Annotated in this window: 13 protein-coding genes and 1 tRNA gene; 11 read left to right on the forward strand and 3 right to left on the reverse strand. The window is 68.2% G+C overall.

The features are described 5' to 3' along the window. Window positions 1–97: 97 nt before the first annotated feature. Entirely contained in the window at window positions 98–1,276 is a 1,179-nt protein-coding gene (locus tag ASF30_RS08575) for a low temperature requirement protein A (protein WP_055904560.1), read from the forward strand. On the opposite strand, the gene ASF30_RS08580 is transcribed toward ASF30_RS08575, so the two are convergent. Continuing rightward, window positions 1,227–2,096 carry an SDR family NAD(P)-dependent oxidoreductase gene (locus tag ASF30_RS08580; RefSeq protein ID WP_055904886.1) on the reverse strand — a complete coding sequence of 290 codons (870 nt, stop codon included), beginning with the start codon at window positions 2,094–2,096 and terminating at the stop codon, window positions 1,227–1,229. The genes ASF30_RS08575 and ASF30_RS08580 overlap by 50 nt on opposite strands. Before the next feature lie 94 nt (window positions 2,097–2,190). Here ASF30_RS08580 and ASF30_RS08585 point away from each other — a divergent pair, with 94 nt between their 5' ends. Beyond that, window positions 2,191–2,970, forward strand: coding sequence for an oxidoreductase (locus ASF30_RS08585; protein ID WP_055904563.1), 780 nt, complete (start codon window positions 2,191–2,193; stop codon window positions 2,968–2,970). 390 nt (window positions 2,971–3,360) lie between these two features. Here ASF30_RS08585 and ASF30_RS08590 read toward each other — a convergent pair. Next, a tRNA-Leu gene (locus tag ASF30_RS08590) sits at window positions 3,361–3,441 on the reverse strand. A gap of 37 nt (window positions 3,442–3,478) precedes the next feature. Here ASF30_RS08590 and ASF30_RS08595 point away from each other — a divergent pair. Then, window positions 3,479–4,087, forward strand: a complete 609-nt coding sequence (locus tag ASF30_RS08595) for an ANTAR domain-containing response regulator (RefSeq protein ID WP_055818249.1) — start codon at window positions 3,479–3,481, stop codon at window positions 4,085–4,087. A gap of 58 nt (window positions 4,088–4,145) precedes the next feature. Here the strand turns inward: ASF30_RS08595 and ASF30_RS08600 are convergent, their stop codons facing one another. Then, window positions 4,146–4,568, reverse strand: a complete 423-nt coding sequence (locus ASF30_RS08600) for a hotdog fold thioesterase (protein ID WP_055904566.1) — start codon at window positions 4,566–4,568, stop codon at window positions 4,146–4,148. 77 nt (window positions 4,569–4,645) lie between these two features. On the opposite strand from ASF30_RS08600, the gene polA reads away from it, so the two are divergent. From polA to coaE, 8 genes are all read left to right on the forward strand, one after another. Then, window positions 4,646–7,327 carry a DNA polymerase I gene (gene polA / locus ASF30_RS08605; protein ID WP_055904569.1) on the forward strand — a complete coding sequence of 894 codons (2,682 nt, stop codon included), beginning with the start codon at window positions 4,646–4,648 and terminating at the stop codon, window positions 7,325–7,327. A gap of 139 nt (window positions 7,328–7,466) precedes the next feature. Continuing rightward, the gene (locus ASF30_RS08610; protein ID WP_055904572.1) at window positions 7,467–9,143 is read left to right on the forward strand and encodes a DUF885 domain-containing protein; all 1,677 of its coding nucleotides are present in this window, start codon (window positions 7,467–7,469) and stop codon (window positions 9,141–9,143) included. A 2-nt stretch (window positions 9,144–9,145) separates the two neighbouring features. Continuing rightward, window positions 9,146–9,784 carry a DUF4166 domain-containing protein gene (locus ASF30_RS08615; RefSeq protein ID WP_055904575.1) on the forward strand — a complete coding sequence of 213 codons (639 nt, stop codon included), beginning with the start codon at window positions 9,146–9,148 and terminating at the stop codon, window positions 9,782–9,784. Continuing rightward, a complete protein-coding gene (locus ASF30_RS08620) occupies window positions 9,781–10,758 on the forward strand; it encodes an epimerase (RefSeq protein WP_055904578.1) in 978 nt (325 codons plus the stop codon). Before ASF30_RS08615 ends, ASF30_RS08620 begins: the two co-directional genes overlap by 4 nt. A gap of 163 nt (window positions 10,759–10,921) precedes the next feature. Beyond that, on the forward strand, window positions 10,922–12,370 hold the full coding sequence (gene rpsA / locus ASF30_RS08625) for a 30S ribosomal protein S1 (protein ID WP_055904581.1): 1,449 nt from the start codon (window positions 10,922–10,924) through the stop codon (window positions 12,368–12,370). A gap of 195 nt (window positions 12,371–12,565) precedes the next feature. Then, window positions 12,566–13,432 carry a hypothetical protein gene (locus ASF30_RS08630; protein WP_055904584.1) on the forward strand — a complete coding sequence of 289 codons (867 nt, stop codon included), beginning with the start codon at window positions 12,566–12,568 and terminating at the stop codon, window positions 13,430–13,432. 9 nt (window positions 13,433–13,441) lie between these two features. Beyond that, complete coding sequence (locus ASF30_RS08635) at window positions 13,442–14,209, forward strand: class I SAM-dependent methyltransferase (protein ID WP_055904587.1); 768 nt, start codon at window positions 13,442–13,444, stop codon at window positions 14,207–14,209. Between the two features lie 27 nt (window positions 14,210–14,236). Then, window positions 14,237–14,851 carry a dephospho-CoA kinase gene (coaE, locus tag ASF30_RS08640; protein WP_055904590.1) on the forward strand — a complete coding sequence of 205 codons (615 nt, stop codon included), beginning with the start codon at window positions 14,237–14,239 and terminating at the stop codon, window positions 14,849–14,851. The last annotated feature ends 63 nt before the right edge of the window (window positions 14,852–14,914 follow it).

A 14,914-nucleotide genomic window follows, 5' to 3' on the forward strand; every position in this document is an offset into this window, starting at 1 on the left:
ATGCTCCCGATCTCTGACGGGTATGCGACTCCCGTTCCTGCTCCGTCGGCTCATTCAGCTCTGTCGGCTCTAGCAATGTACCTCTAGTCTGGGCGGCGTGAGCCAGCAGCCGGCAGTGCCAGAGGGTCTCGTGCGAACCCCACGGCACGCGCAGTGGCTGGAGCTGTTCCTCGACCTCGTGATGGTCGCCTTCGTCGGCGTCCTGGCCCACAGTCTGCACGGGGAACCGTCCGCGCTCGATTTCGCGACCTTCGTCGTGCTCTTCTTCCCGGCGTGGTGGGTCTGGATGAATGTCACCATCACGATGAACCTCTTCGGGGCCGTCGTCACGCCCAGGATCTGGGTCATGGTCAGCGTGGTCATGCTCTCCGTGGGGGTCATGGCAGCGGCGGTCTCCGAGGGGCTCGGTGAGCGTGCCTGGGCCTATGCGGCCGGCAACGCCGTCATCCGTCTGGTGATCCTCATCCCCTGGTGGATGGAGGGGCGACGGGCCGGGGTGCCCTGGTATCGCTCGCTCACCTACAACGGCCTGACGGCGGTCATCTGGGCGGCGTCGATCGTGGTTCCGCAGCCGGCGCAGTTCGTTCTCTGGGGTGTCGCAATCGGAATCGAGGTGCTCCTGCTCGCCTTCCTCGGCAGCCAGCGCGACTGGCTGCGCGACACCCTCGACATCGATCACATCGCCGAGCGGGTCGGACTCTTCGTCGTCATCGTGTTCGGCGAGACGATCCTGTCGATCATCGCCGAGATCGACGAGCACTGGTCGGTGGCATCCGGGGTCACGGCGATCCTCGCGTTCGCGGCCATCTCCGGCCTCGCCTGGGCGTTCTTCCAGTACGGGGCACGGAGCGCGGAGGACGGATGGCGCCGACTGCAGCGCGACGGGGACATCCGTGCTCTCCGCGACACCGTGATGTACCTGCCGTTCGTGCTCGTGGTCGGCATCGTCATGCTCGCAGCCGGACTCGGCACGGCGGTGGCGGAGGCCGGTCACCGCCTGCCCGGGGGAGCCACCGTCTGCATCGTGGCCGGCATCGCCTTGTTCTACGCGGCAAACGCCGCCATAGCGCTGCGGTACGGTGATCCGCCGCGACGTGTGGCCCGGTGGGGAATCGTCGGGGTGCTGCTGCCGTTCCTGCTGTTCCCGGTGGCTGCCGCCGCGGATGCCGGCGTGGTGGTGGCCGCCACCGTCCTGGTCATCGCAGCGATGGTCGCCATGGCGGAGATCAGCCGGCGACGTGCTCGGCTCGGTCGGTTGCGATCCAGCCGCTCGTGAGGCCCTGCACGGCCGAGCCGTCGAGATCGCGCAGGGTGACGCCGACGAAGCGCTCGGCCGCTGCGGAGGTCTGAACGCGCGTGGGCGGCTTTTCCGCCCGCAGCACCTCGGTGATGACGTCGGCGATGTCGACCGGCTTCTGCGCTGCCGACGGGTCGAAGGTCGCGCGCGCGTGCCGCACGTAGGCATCGAGGGCCGGCGCATAGGCGGTGCCGGCGACGCGCTCCAGTGCGGCGCCGATGCCTGCGTTCCCGGCGAACTCGGTGTTCACGGCTCCGGGCTCCACGATGGTCACCGAGACGCCGACGGATGCCGCCACCGGCGCGAGGCTCTCGAGGAAGCCCTCGACGGCGAACTTCGCGGCGCAGTAGGCCTCGTTGAACGGCTGGCCGACGACGCCGCCGACGCTCGAGACCGTCACCACCCTGCCGCCGCTGGCGCGCAGGTGGCGGAGTGCGGCCTTGGTGAGGGCCACGACGCCGAAGTAGTTCACCTCCATGGCTGCGCGATAGTCGTCGAGCGAGTCCTGCTCGATGGTGCCCACGTGTCCGGCACCGGCATTGTTGACCAGCGCGTCGAGCCGGCCGTGCTCGGCGACGACGGCGGCGATCACAGCGTCGACGGCGGCGGCATCCGTCACGTCGAGTGTGCGGATGTCGAGCTCGACCCCTGCCTCGCGAGCGGCATCCTGCAGCGGACCCGACCTGGCGGTGTCGCGCATCGTCGCCACGACAGTGGCACCCTGCGCTGCCGCCGCGACGGCAGTGGCCAGGCCGATCCCGGAGGACGTTCCTGTGATGAGCACGATCGATTCGTTCATGGGAGCCCCGATTCCGCGCGAATTGCGCATCAACCATTCCACCACGGATGACGCGGCCCTACTGTGAGCAGCAGACCGACGAGGGGGAGTGGCGATGGATCTGGGACTGACCGGCCGCACGGCTGTCGTGACGGGAGCGAGCAAGGGCATCGGCTTGGCCATAGTGCGCGCCTTCGTGGCGGAGGGCGTGCAGGTGATCGCCGGCGCACGATCGTCGTCCGCCGCGCTCGACGAGCTCGTGGCGGGTGGATCGGTGCAGGTGGTCGCGGTCGACCTGTCCGAGCCCGACGCTCCGGAACGCCTCATCTCATCGACCGATCGCCCGATCGACATCCTCGTCAACAACGTCGGGCTCGCCACGGCGCGAACGGGCGGCTTCCTGTCCGTCACCGACGAGCAGTGGGTCGCGTCGCTGAACCTCAACCTGCTGGCCGCGGTGCGAGCCACCAGGGCGGTCCTCCCCGGGATGATCGCGGCCGGCTCCGGCGTGATCGTCAACGTCGCCTCGGTGAACGCCTACCTGCCGGACCCCGCCGTCATCGACTACTCCGCGGCGAAGGCTGCGCTGGCGAACTTCGCCAAGTCGCTGTCGAAGGAGGTCGGGCCTGCCGGCATCAGGGTCAACGGCGTCAATCCGGGACCGGTCGAGACGGCGCTCTGGCTCGGCGACGGCGGCATCGCCAGCTCGGTGAGCGGTGCGACGGGGCTGAGCCGCGAACAGGTGCAGAAGGGGGCCGTGGCGGATGCCGCCACACGACGCTTCACCACCCCGGAGGAGGTCGCCGACCTCGTCGTCTTCCTCGCCAGCGACCGCGCCGCGAACATCACGGGTGCCGGCTACGCCATCGACGGCGGGCTGGTGCAGACGCTCTGACGTGCAGAACGGCCCGGACCGTCCTGGTCCGAGCCGTTCGCCTGTTGCCGATCGTGCCGGTGGCCTGCACACGAATTGCTCGAACCCCGTGGTCCGAGCAGTCGGTTTCGTGCCGGTGGCCTGCACACGAATTGCTCGAACCCCGTGGTCCGAGCAGTCGGTTTCGTGCCGGTGGCCTGCACACGAATTGCTCGAACCCTGTGGTCCGAGCAGTCGGTTTCGTGCCGGTGGCCTGCACACGAATTGCTCGAACCCTGTGGTCCGAGCAGTTGGTTTCGTGCCGGTGGCCTGTACACGAATTGCTCGAACCCTGTGGTCCGAGCAGTTGGTTTCGTGCCGGTGGCCTGTACACGAATTGCTCGAACCCTGTGGTCCGAGCAGTCGGTTTCGTGCCGGTGGTGGGACTCGAACCCACACGTCTCTCGACAAAGCATTTTGAGTGCTCCGCGTCTGCCATTCCGCCACACCGGCGCACGAGCCTGCATCAGGATACCGTAGGCTTTCCGACGTGACTGACGCAGATACCTCCACTGTTCCCCCTCGGCGCGTCGTCGTCGCAGAGGATGAGTCCCTCATCCGTCTCGACATCGTCGAGATCCTCCGCGACAACGGCTTCGACGTCGTCGGAGAGGCCGGGGACGGCGAAACCGCGGTCGCCCTGGCGACGGAACTGCGTCCCGACCTCGTCATCATGGACGTGAAGATGCCCAAGATGACGGGCATCCAGGCTGCCGAGCAGCTCTCCAAGAACCACATCGCGCCCGTCGTGCTGCTCACGGCCTTCAGTCAGAAGGAGCTCGTCGAGCAGGCCAGTGAGGCCGGAGCCCTCGCCTACGTCGTCAAGCCGTTCACCCCGAACGACCTGCTTCCGGCGATCGAGATCGCCCTCGCCCGCTACGCGCAGATCATCGCCCTCGAGGCCGAGGTCGGAGACCTCGTCGAGCGCTTCGAGACCCGCAAGCTCGTCGACCGTGCCAAGGGCCTGCTCAACGAGAAGATGGGCCTGTCGGAGCCCGAGGCCTTCCGCTGGATCCAGAAGGCGTCGATGGACCGCCGCCTCACCATGCACGACGTCGCCCAGGCGATCATCGAGCAGCTGGCGCCCAAGAAGGCGTAGTACTCCCACCAAGCTCGCTTCGGCCGCGCGCTTCACGCGGGCCTCAGCGGGCGGTGGCTCAGCGACCGGGAAGCTCTCTGATCAGGTTCGTGATCCTGATGGTCGAGCAGCGCCGGCCCTGATCGTCGGTGATCGCGATCTCGTGGGTCGTCAGCGTGCGCCCGAGGTGGATCGGCGTGCAGACCCCGGTCACCCAGCCGCTGGTGGCCGAGCGCGTGTGCGTCGCGTTGATCTCGATGCCGACGGCGAGCTTGCCCTCGCCGGCGAAGAGGTTCGCGGCCATCGATCCGAGCGACTCGCCGAGTACGACATAGGCACCGCCGTGCAGCAGCATCGCGGGCTGCGTGTTGCCCTCGACCGGCATCCGTGCCACCGCTCGCTCGACGCTGAACTCGGTGAACTCGATCCCCATCTTCTCCGCGAGAGCTCCCATGCCACGGGCCTGAACCCAGTCGATCCGGTCGGTGGTCTCGTCGCTCATCGTCGCCTGTCGGTCGAGGCATCCGTCGCTGCCGGAGCGTGCCGGAGCGTGTCGGATGCGGCTTGTAGTCTGGGGTCGTGTCAGACGCCGAAAAGCCTACCCTCCTCGTCATCGACGGCCACTCGCTGGCCTTCCGGGCCTTCTACGCCCTCCCCGTCGACAGCTTCCGCACCCGTGACGGGCAGCACACGAACGCCATCCACGGCTTCCTGTCGATGCTGCTCCTGCTCCTCCAGAATGAGAAGCCCACGCACATCGCCGTGGCGTTCGACATCTCGCGCGTCTCGTTCCGCACGCGGGAGTACGCCGAGTACAAGGGAACGCGCGGCGAGACTCCGCCGGAGTTCATCGGTCAGATCCCGCTCCTGCAGGATGCCCTCGCCGCCATGAACATCGTCACCGTCGAGAAGGAGGACTACGAGGCCGACGACATCCTCGCCACCTTCGCGAAGCGGGGCGTCGAGGAGGGCTTCCGCGTGCTGCTGGTGTCCGGTGACCGTGACACCATCCAGCTCGTGAACGACGACGTGACGCTGCTGTACCCGAACTCGCAGGGGGTCTCGCAGCTCAAGCGCTACGACCCGGCAGCGGTCGAGGAGCGCTACGGCATCAGGCCGGAACAGTATCCGGAGGTCGCCGCCCTCGTCGGCGAGACGAGCGACAACCTTCCCGGCATCCCCAAGGTCGGCGAGAAGACGGCCGTCAAGTGGCTCGGCCTCTACGGCTCCCTGCAGGGAATCCTCGACAACGCCGATGACATCAAGGGCGTCGTCGGCCAGAACCTGCGCGACAACCGCGAGAACGCCGTGCGCAACCGCCGTCTCAACCGGCTCGTCGACGACGTCGAGCTGCCTGTCGGCCCGAACGACCTCACCCGCCAGAAGATGAACGAGGAGGCCGTGCGCGAGATCTTCGGTCGTCTCGAGTTCCGCACCCTGCTCGACCGGGTCTACAAGCTCGAGGGCAGCGGTACCACCAGCGGCGCTGAGGGCGCCGCCGAGATCGCAGCGGCCGCCCCGGGCGTTCCGCCCACCCCGAAGCCGCGACTCCTCCTCGACGAGGAGCTGCGGGCCTGGTTCGAGAACGCCACCGCGGCGAACCCCGACGGCCTCGGCCTCACGGTCGAGACCCTCGACGGCAAGGTCATCGGCTTCGGCGTCGCGAGCGCCACCGAGGTGCTCGACATCCCGTGGCAGGCCGGCCGTGCCGACTACCTGCCGTTCGAGACCTGGCTTGCCAGCGATTCCCCCAAGATCCTCACCGATGCGAAACCGCAGCTGAAGGCGCTCAAGCGCAGCGACCTCGCCTTCGGCGGCCTTCGCACCGACAACCTCGTCGCCGGCTGGCTGCTGCGGCCGAGTCTGCAGGAGAAGAACCTCGCGCAGCTCGTGCAGCGTTACCTGCACGAGGTGATGCCCGAGGCCGATGCCAACCAGCTCGTCCCCGATGACTCCGTGGTCGCCGGGCCGCCCATCCAGGCCTGGTACACGCTGCGGGTCGCCCCGGTCATCCTCGGAGAGCTCTCCGACGGCTCGCGCAGCGTGCTCGTCGACATCGAGATCCCCGTGCTCCTCGCTCTCGTCGACATGGAGCTGCGCGGCGTCACGGTCAGCCACGAGCAGCTCTCCGCGCTGTCGGGCGAGCTCGGCGAGAAGGCCGCCGGCCTCGCGGCATCCGCCTACGCGGAGATCGGCCGCGAGGTGAACCTGGGTTCGCCCAAGCAGCTCCAGGACGTGCTGTTCGACCAGCTGGGCATGCCGAAGACCCGCGCCAACAAGACCGGGTACTCGACGGATGCCGGTGCCCTGGCCGACCTGCAGGAGTCGAATCCGCACCCGTTCCTCGACCTGCTTCTGCAGCACCGCGATGCCACGAAGCTCCGTCAGATCGTCGAGACCCTCGACAAGGCCATCGACACCACCGGACGCATCCACACCACCTACGTGCAGGTGGGCTCGGCCACTGGACGCATCTCCTCGAACGACCCCAACCTGCAGAACATCCCCGTGCGCACCGAGGAGGGCCGTCGCATCCGTGCAGCCTTCCAGTCGGGCGCCGGATACGAGACGCTGCTCACCGCCGACTACTCGCAGATCGAGATGCGCATCATGGCGCACCTCTCCGGCGACCCCGGGCTCATCGAGGCGTTCAACTCCGGCGAGGACCTGCACCGTTTCGTCGGCGCCCGCATCTTCGGGGTGGAGCCCGAAGACGTCACGGCCCTGCAGCGCACCAAGGTCAAGGCGATGTCGTACGGCCTCGCCTACGGGCTCAGCGCCTTCGGCCTGTCGAAGCAGCTCCGCATCGACACCGCCCAGGCCAAGCAGCTGATGGGTGACTACTTCGAGCGTTTCGGCGCCGTGCGGGCGTACCTCCGCCAGGTCGTCGAACAGGCCAAGGTCGACGGCTACACCGAGACGATCTTCGGCCGTCGGCGACCCTTCCCCGAACTGGCCAGCCCGAACCGCGTGCTGCGCGAGGGCGCAGAGCGTGCGGCGCTCAACTCGCCGATCCAGGGCTCGGCCGCCGACATCATCAAGATCGCGATGATCGGCATCGAACAGGACGTCACAGAAGCCGAGCTCGGTTCGCGGATGCTGCTCCAGGTGCACGACGAGCTCATCTTCGAGGTCGTCGAGGGGGAGTGGGACCGCCTCGAGGAGATCGTGCGCCGACGCATGGCCGGTGCGGCAGACCTGCTCGTTCCGCTCGAGGTACAGGTCGGCCGGGGCGACGACTGGGACTCCGCGGCCCACTGATCACGGGTGGGTCCGGGCCTCGGCCCCTGCGCCGCAGGTGGTGGCAGCAGTTGCACGCGCTGGGCGACCCTGCGCATGTGCCTGCGCGTGCCTGTGCCTGCGCGTGCGCGCCGGAGGCTCCAGCCCATAGGCTCGAAGAATGACGGCTGACTCCCTGCGCACCCCTACTGCCATCGACCGCATCGCCGAGGACTGGGTCGACACCCTGGTCGAACTCGAGCCGACCCTCGGTACGTACATCGGGCGAACCGAGGTCAACGACCGCTTCGCCGATCTGTCTCCCGCCGGCCGCGACGCCGTCGTGGGCGCCGGCCGCGAGGTGCTCGCCGCGCTGGAGGCCGCCACTCCGGCCGACGACGTCGACGAGGTCACCCAGGCCGATCTCTCGAGCGAGCTGCGCCTCGCGATCGAGAGCCACGATGCCGGGCTGCACCTGCGCGACCTCAACGTGATCGCCAGTCCCGTGCAGGACCTGCGCGACGCCTTCGACCTGATGCCGACTGACACCGTGGAGGACTGGGAGATCGTCGACAAGCGCCTCGGCGCGCTTCCGGCCGCCCTCGACGGCTACATCGAGACGCTTCGTCAGGGCATCCGCGAGGGCGTGACGCCAGCGAAGCGCCAGGTGCGAGAGGTACTGACGCAGGCCCGCAAGCTGGCGGCGAACGACGGCTTCTTCTCCACCTTCGTCGCCGATGCGGAGCTCGCCGACGGCGACCTGCCTGCCTCGCTGGCCAAGCAGCTGTCGGCCTGTGCCGGCGCGTCGGCGACGGCCTATGCCGAGCTGGCCGAGTTCCTCGCCAACGAGCTCGAGCCGGCGGCCACGGATCGCGACGCCGTCGGACGTGACATCTACGCCCTCCAGTCCCGGCACTTCCTCGGTGCCACCATCGACCTCGACGAGACCTACGAGTGGGGGATCGAGGAGCTGGCCCGCATGGTGGCCGAGCAGGAGTCGATCGCCCGCGAGATCAAGCCCGGGGCATCCGTTCACGAGGCCATCGAATTCCTGGACGGCGACCCCGCCCGCAAGCTGCACGGCACCGAGGCGCTGCAGCGCTGGATGCAGGAGACCAGCGACAGGGCTGTGGCCGAGCTCGGGGCAACGCACTTCGACATCCCCGAGGAGATCCGCACCCTCGAGTGCATGATCGCGCCCACTCAGGAGGGCGGCATCTACTACACGGGCCCCACCGATGACTTCTCGCGCCCCGGTCGCATGTGGTGGTCGGTTCCGGTCGGAGTCACCGAGTTCGACACCTGGCGCGAGCTCACCACCGTGTACCACGAGGGTGTGCCCGGCCATCACCTGCAGATCGGCCAGGCCGTGTACAACCGCGCCAAGCTCAACACCTGGCGCCGCCAGCTCGCCGGCACCTCGGGCCACGCCGAGGGGTGGGCGCTCTACGCCGAACGCCTCATGGAGCAGCTCGGCTACCTCGACGACCCGGCCGACCGTCTGGGCATGCTCGACGGCCAGCGGATGCGGGCCGCGCGCGTCGTGCTCGACATCGGCGTGCACCTCGAGAAGCAGCGCCCCGACGGTCAGGGCGTGTGGACGGCCGAGTACGCCCTCGAGTTCATGCGCGCCAACGTCAACATGAGTGACGAGTTCATCCGCTTCGAGGTCAACCGCTACCTCGGTTGGCCGGGCCAGGCGCCGTCCTACAAGGTGGGCCAGCGCATCTGGGAGCAGCTGCGTGACGACGCAGCGGCGCGCGAGGGCTCGGCATTCTCCATCAAGGAGTTCCACCGCCGTGCGCTCGACCTCGGCGGCGTCGGCCTCGACACCCTGCGCTCCAGCCTGCTCGGCTGAGCGTGGGCCATCCGCTCTCCCCGTACGAGCGCGCGCTCGGCGATGCGGTCGAGTCGCTTCACCCGCGGCTCCGGGCGTACTTCGCGGCCGTGCCGGTCGGTCGCGTCGGTCGGGGCGCCGGCGTGTTCGACGTCGTCGGCACCCCGCGCCGTTGGACATGGCCGGTGCTCGCACTGCTGGGCCGCTCCGGCGTCGTGTTCCCGGTCTGGGAGCGTGACGTCGCGTTCACGGTCGAGAACCGTGCCACAGCGACAGGCGCCATCACCGCCCGGCGCACCTTCGAGCTCGCAGAGTGCGCTCGCACCATGGTCGATCGGGTCGCCTTCACCCCGATCGGTATCGTCGATGAACTCGGCGGCGGGCGGCTGGGAGGACCGGTGCGAGCGGCTTTCGATGTCGACGTCAGCGACGGCGCCCTCGTCCTGCAGTCGACGCGGGTGGGCGTGCGGCTGGCCGGCCTGCGGATCGAGCTGCCGCGATGCATCGCTCCCAGCGTCCGACTGGTCGAGAGCTTCGACGACGCCAGTGAGCGGCAACGGGTCGCGGTGACGATCGACCTGCCTGTCATCGGGCGGGTGTACGAGTACTCGGGCTCGTTCCGATACGGCATCCTGAAGGACTCCGACGAGGGGGAGAGATGAGCACGACTGTCGTCATCGCGGGGGCATCCGGCTTCATAGGCCGGTTCCTCATAGCGCGCTATGAGGCTGCCGGGTGGGTGGTCCGCACGATCGGGCGGTCCGGTGCCGACGCACGCTGGGGCGACACCGCCGCCATCTCGGCTCTGCTCGACGGCTCCGCGCTGTTGATCAACCTGGCGGGCAAGAGCGTCAACTGCAGGTACACGGATGCGAACCGGGCCGAGATCCTCAGGTCCAGGCTCGAGACCACGGCCGAACTGCGCCGGGCCGTCGCCGCATGCAGCTCACCGCCGGCGCTCTGGGTGAACTCCTCGACAGCGACGATCTACCGGCACGCCGAGGACCGCCCGATGACCGAGAGCACGGGCGAGCTCGGTTCGGGCTTCTCGGTCTCCGTGGCGAAGGCATGGGAGGCCGAGTTGTTCGCCGAGGAGCTGCCGGCGACCCGCCGGGTCGCGCTCCGCATGGCGATAGTGCTGGGCGACGGCAGCGTGATGCCGCCGCTCATCCGTCTGGCGCGCTTCGGTCTCGGCGGACCACAGGTCGACGGTCGCTGGTTCTCGACGCGTGCCCGGCGGGCGAACGGCACGCAGCATGAGTTCCGCGCACGCGGGGGCGCGCAGAAGTTCAGCTGGATCCACATCGCCGACGTCGCAGGCGCGATCGACTTCCTGGTCGAACACCCGGAGATCGACGGGGTCGTGAACGTCAGCGCACCACATCCCTCCGACAATCGCACCTTCATGAAGACGCTGCGCCGCGTGATCGGCGTCAGGGTCGCCCTGCCCGCGTACAGGTGGATGCTCGAGGTCGGTTCCGCCGTCATCCGCACCGAGACGGAACTGGTGTTGAAGAGCCGGTGGGTCGTGCCGGAGCGTCTGACCAGGGCCGGCTACACCTTCGCGTACCCCGAGCTCGAGCCGGCCCTGCGCGACATCCTGCTCCCGCGTGATGCCGCATCCGGCAAGCAGTGACTTGATGTCCAGGGAGCGCTCAGGTGGTTTGCGATCGACCCCGCGAAACAGGTAGTCTGGAATGTCACATTTGTGACATCTATCCGCACGCCTCTCGCGGAACCAACTCTGAAGCAACATCCTGCGAGCGGCCTGATCCTGTCCGTACTGGAGCAACTACTACATGACAACCGCAACGACCGAGAAGGCAACCAAGCAGGTCGCTATCAACGACATCGGCTCCGCCGAAGACTTTCTTGCCGCGGTCGAGAAGACACTGAAGTTCTTCAATGATGGAGACCTCATCGAGGGCACCGTCGTGAAGATCGACCGCGACGAGGTCCTCCTCGACGTCGGGTACAAGACCGAGGGTGTCATCCCCTCGCGCGAGCTTTCCATCAAGCACGATGTCGACCCCTCAGAGGTCGTCAACGTCGGCGACACCGTCGAGGCCCTCGTTCTCCAGAAGGAGGACAAGGAAGGCCGGCTCATCCTGTCGAAGAAGCGTGCTCAGTACGAGCGTGCGTGGGGCGACGTCGAGAAGATCAAGGAGGCCGACGGTGTCGTCACTGGTTCGGTCATCGAGGTCGTCAAGGGTGGACTCATCGTCGACATCGGACTCCGTGGATTCCTCCCGGCATCGCTCATCGAGCTTCGCCGCGTGCGCGACCTCACGCCGTACCTCGGCCAGGAGATCGAGGCCAAGATCCTCGAGCTCGACAAGAACCGCAACAACGTGGTCCTGTCGCGCCGTGCCCTGCTCGAGCAGACGCAGTCCGAGAGCCGCACCACCTTCCTGAACAACCTCCACAAGGGCCAGGTCCGCAAGGGCGTCGTCTCGTCGATCGTCAACTTCGGTGCGTTCGTCGACCTCGGCGGCGTCGACGGTCTCGTCCACGTCTCCGAGCTCAGCTGGAAGCACATCGAGCACGCCAGCGAGGTCGTCGAGGTCGGTCAGGAAGTCACCGTCGAGATCCTCGAGGTCGACCTCGAGCGCGAGCGCGTGTCGCTCTCGCTCAAGGCCACCCAGGAGGACCCGTGGCAGGTGTTCGCCCGTACCCACGCGATCGGTCAGGTCGCTCCGGGTAAGGTCACCAAGCTCGTTCCGTTCGGTGCGTTCGTTCGCGTCGCCGACGGCATCGAGGGCCTCGTGCACATCTCCGAGCTGTCGGGCAAGCACGTCGAGCTCGCCGAGCAGGTCGTGTCCGTCGGCGAAGAGGTCTTCGTCAAGGTCATCGACATCGACCTCGAGCGTCGCCGCATCTCGCTGAGCCTCAAGCAGGCCAACGAGGGTGTCGACCCCGAGGGCACCGAGTTCGACCCGGCGCTCTACGGAATGCTCACCGAGTACGACGACGAGGGCAACTACAAGTACCCCGAGGGCTTCGACCCGGAGACCAACGACTGGCGCGAGGGCTTCGAGACCCAGCGCGAGAAGTGGGAGCAGGAGTACGCAGCTGCCCAGGCTCGCTGGGAGGCTCACAAGAAGCAGGTCGCCACGGCCAACGACGAGATCGCCGCGGCTCCTGCCGCTGCAGGTTCCTCGTTCTCGAGCGAGTCGGCTTCCGCCGGTACGCTCGCTGACGACGAGTCGCTCGCCGCGCTTCGCGAGAAGCTCTCGAGCAACAACTAAGTCCGTCTGACGGATTGAGCGGCCGGGTCCTTCGGGACCCGGCCGTTTCGTCGTCTCCGGGTGCGCGAAGCGTCCCGCTGACGCCCGGACTGGGGCGGCTCCGCAGCGTGTCGAGCGAGACTCAGGATGTTAGCGTGGCACGACCCTATCCGGCGGCCTCGTGGACGTCGCCCATGTGACCCGAGAGATGCGCCCGTGAAACGCTGGATCATCGCAGCCGCTGTGGCCGTTGCTGCAGTCCTGGTGGCGAGCATCGCGATTCCCGGGGCGTGGGGAACCACGTACGCAGCGTGGAATGGCGCTGCGTCGGTCGCCGCGACGGTGTCCGCTGGCAGCTGGGCACCCGCTGCACCCGACCCCGCGCCCTCGAGTGGAGGCATCTCGTCGGGCACGCCGCAGACCGGCCTCACGACGGTCGACTTCTACGAACAGACGCCCACGAGTTTCTGTGTCAACTCCACCGTGACGACGACGTCGACGTCGCCGATCGAATGGCGCCTCAGGGTCGACACGAAAGCGATCCCGTTCAACGGTGCGGAGCCGAGCCAGGTCACGAACGCGGTCAAGATCTCGGGCCCTGACGCCAACGGCATCCTCTACTACGGCGGCGTCCAGCAGTCCTGGGCGGGGCCCGCGTACGACGCCGTCAACCACAACACGCCGATCGTCGCCGGCCAGAGCACCACGATCAAGTTCTGCCGGTGGAGCGGGAACGCCAGCAGCGTCGTCGCCGCGGGGCCGACGACCTACAGCACCCAGTCCGTGCTCGCATCCGGTGCCACGCAGTACAACGCGTGCGTGCAGACGACGGTGACCGGCTACTCCACCTTCTACGTCGGTTTCGAGATCGCCTACGACTGGCAGCAGATCCTGAACTCGGCCACCGGGCTCGACCCCGCCGTGAAGGCTGCGCTCCTCGACAAGAAGGTCTCGAACTGGTCCTGGCAGGGATCCTGGTCGGTCGAGAACACCGGCTATCTCTACAAGGGACACGGAACCAACGCGAATTCGAATGCCACGGTGAAGGCCGGGCAGACCCTCGTTGTCTCGAGCTGTGTCTAGTCTGAAGGGATGACGCCGGCACCAGGCTCCGACCCACGGGACGCGAGGCACGCCGCATCCTTCGGCGAGAACGCCGGCGGGTACGACGCCCACAGGCCCTCGTACCCCCTCGAGACCGTCCGCTGGCTGCTCGGCGACGAGCCCGAGAAGCTTCGGGTCCTCGATCTCGGCGCCGGAACGGGCAAGCTCACCGAGCGCCTCGTCGCCCTCGGTGCATCCGTCACTGCAGTCGATCCCTCGCCCGAGATGCTGGGGGTGCTGAGCGAGCGGATGCCGCAGGTGCGCACTCTCGTCGGGTCGGCCGAGGCGATTCCGTTGCCCGACGCCGCCGTCGACGTCGTCACCGTCGCCCAGGCCTGGCACTGGGTGGATCCCGAGGCCGCCTCGCGCGAAGTGCTCCGGGTTCTCCGCCCCGGCGGCCGCCTGGCACTCATCTGGAACACGCGCGACGATGCGATCCCGTGGGTGGACGCACTGTCGGCGGCGATGCACCGCGGACTCCACGAGGCCACGGCCTACCACCCCACCCTCGGCGCCGGACTCGAGCTGGCGGCCAAGCGGGAGGAGCGCTGGACCACGCGCACCACCCGCCGCGGTCTGATCGACCTGGCGACGACCCGCAGCTACTACCTCACCGCGACGGATGAGGAGCGCGCCGCGATGCTGCGGCGCATCGAGCACGTTCTCGACGCGCATCCCGAGACGCGGGCAGCCGAGATCCTGCTTCCGTACGTCACCGAGGCCTGGATCGCGGAACCGTGGGTTCCCGGGTGCTGAGCGAGGCCGCCGAGTAGGATCACGGATGTGTATCTCATCGGTCTGACTGGCGGCATCGCCTCGGGGAAATCCACCATCGCGCGGCGACTCGTCGAGCACGGCGCCGTGCACATCGACGCCGACCAGCTGGCCCGCAAGGTCGTGGCGCCCGGTACCGAGGGTCTCGCGCAGATCCGCGAGGCGTTCGGCGACGGGGTGCTCGCCGCTGACGGCACCCTCGATCGAGCCGCTCTGGGCGAACTGGTGTTCTCGGATGCCGCGGCCCTCGAGCGGCTCAACGCCATCGTCCACCCCCAGGTGCGCGCGCTGTCCTCCCGGCTGTTCGCCGCCGCCGAGGCCGCGAACCCCCGGGCCGTGGTGGTGTACGACGTGCCGCTGCTCGTCGAGGCCGAGGTGGATCATCCGTTCGACCTCATCGTCGTGGCCCACGCCACGAAGCAGACCCGTGCCGACAGGCTGGTCGAGCTCCGCGGCCTCTCCGAAGAGCACGCGCAGGCGCGCATCGACGCTCAGGCCTCCGACACCCAGAGGCTCGCGATCGCCGATGTCGTGGTCGACACCGACGGCACGATGGGGCACACCGTGAGTCAGACGGATGCGCTCTGGGCGCGCGTGCGCGAGGAGCTGGCCGCTCGCAGCTGAATCGCAGCCCGGATGGCGAGCGTGCAGCGCCACCGTGACATCGACCCTGTCCGCCGCCAGCGC

The organism is Leifsonia sp. Leaf264 (assembly GCF_001422325.1).
GTDB lineage: Bacteria > Actinomycetota > Actinomycetes > Actinomycetales > Microbacteriaceae > Orlajensenia.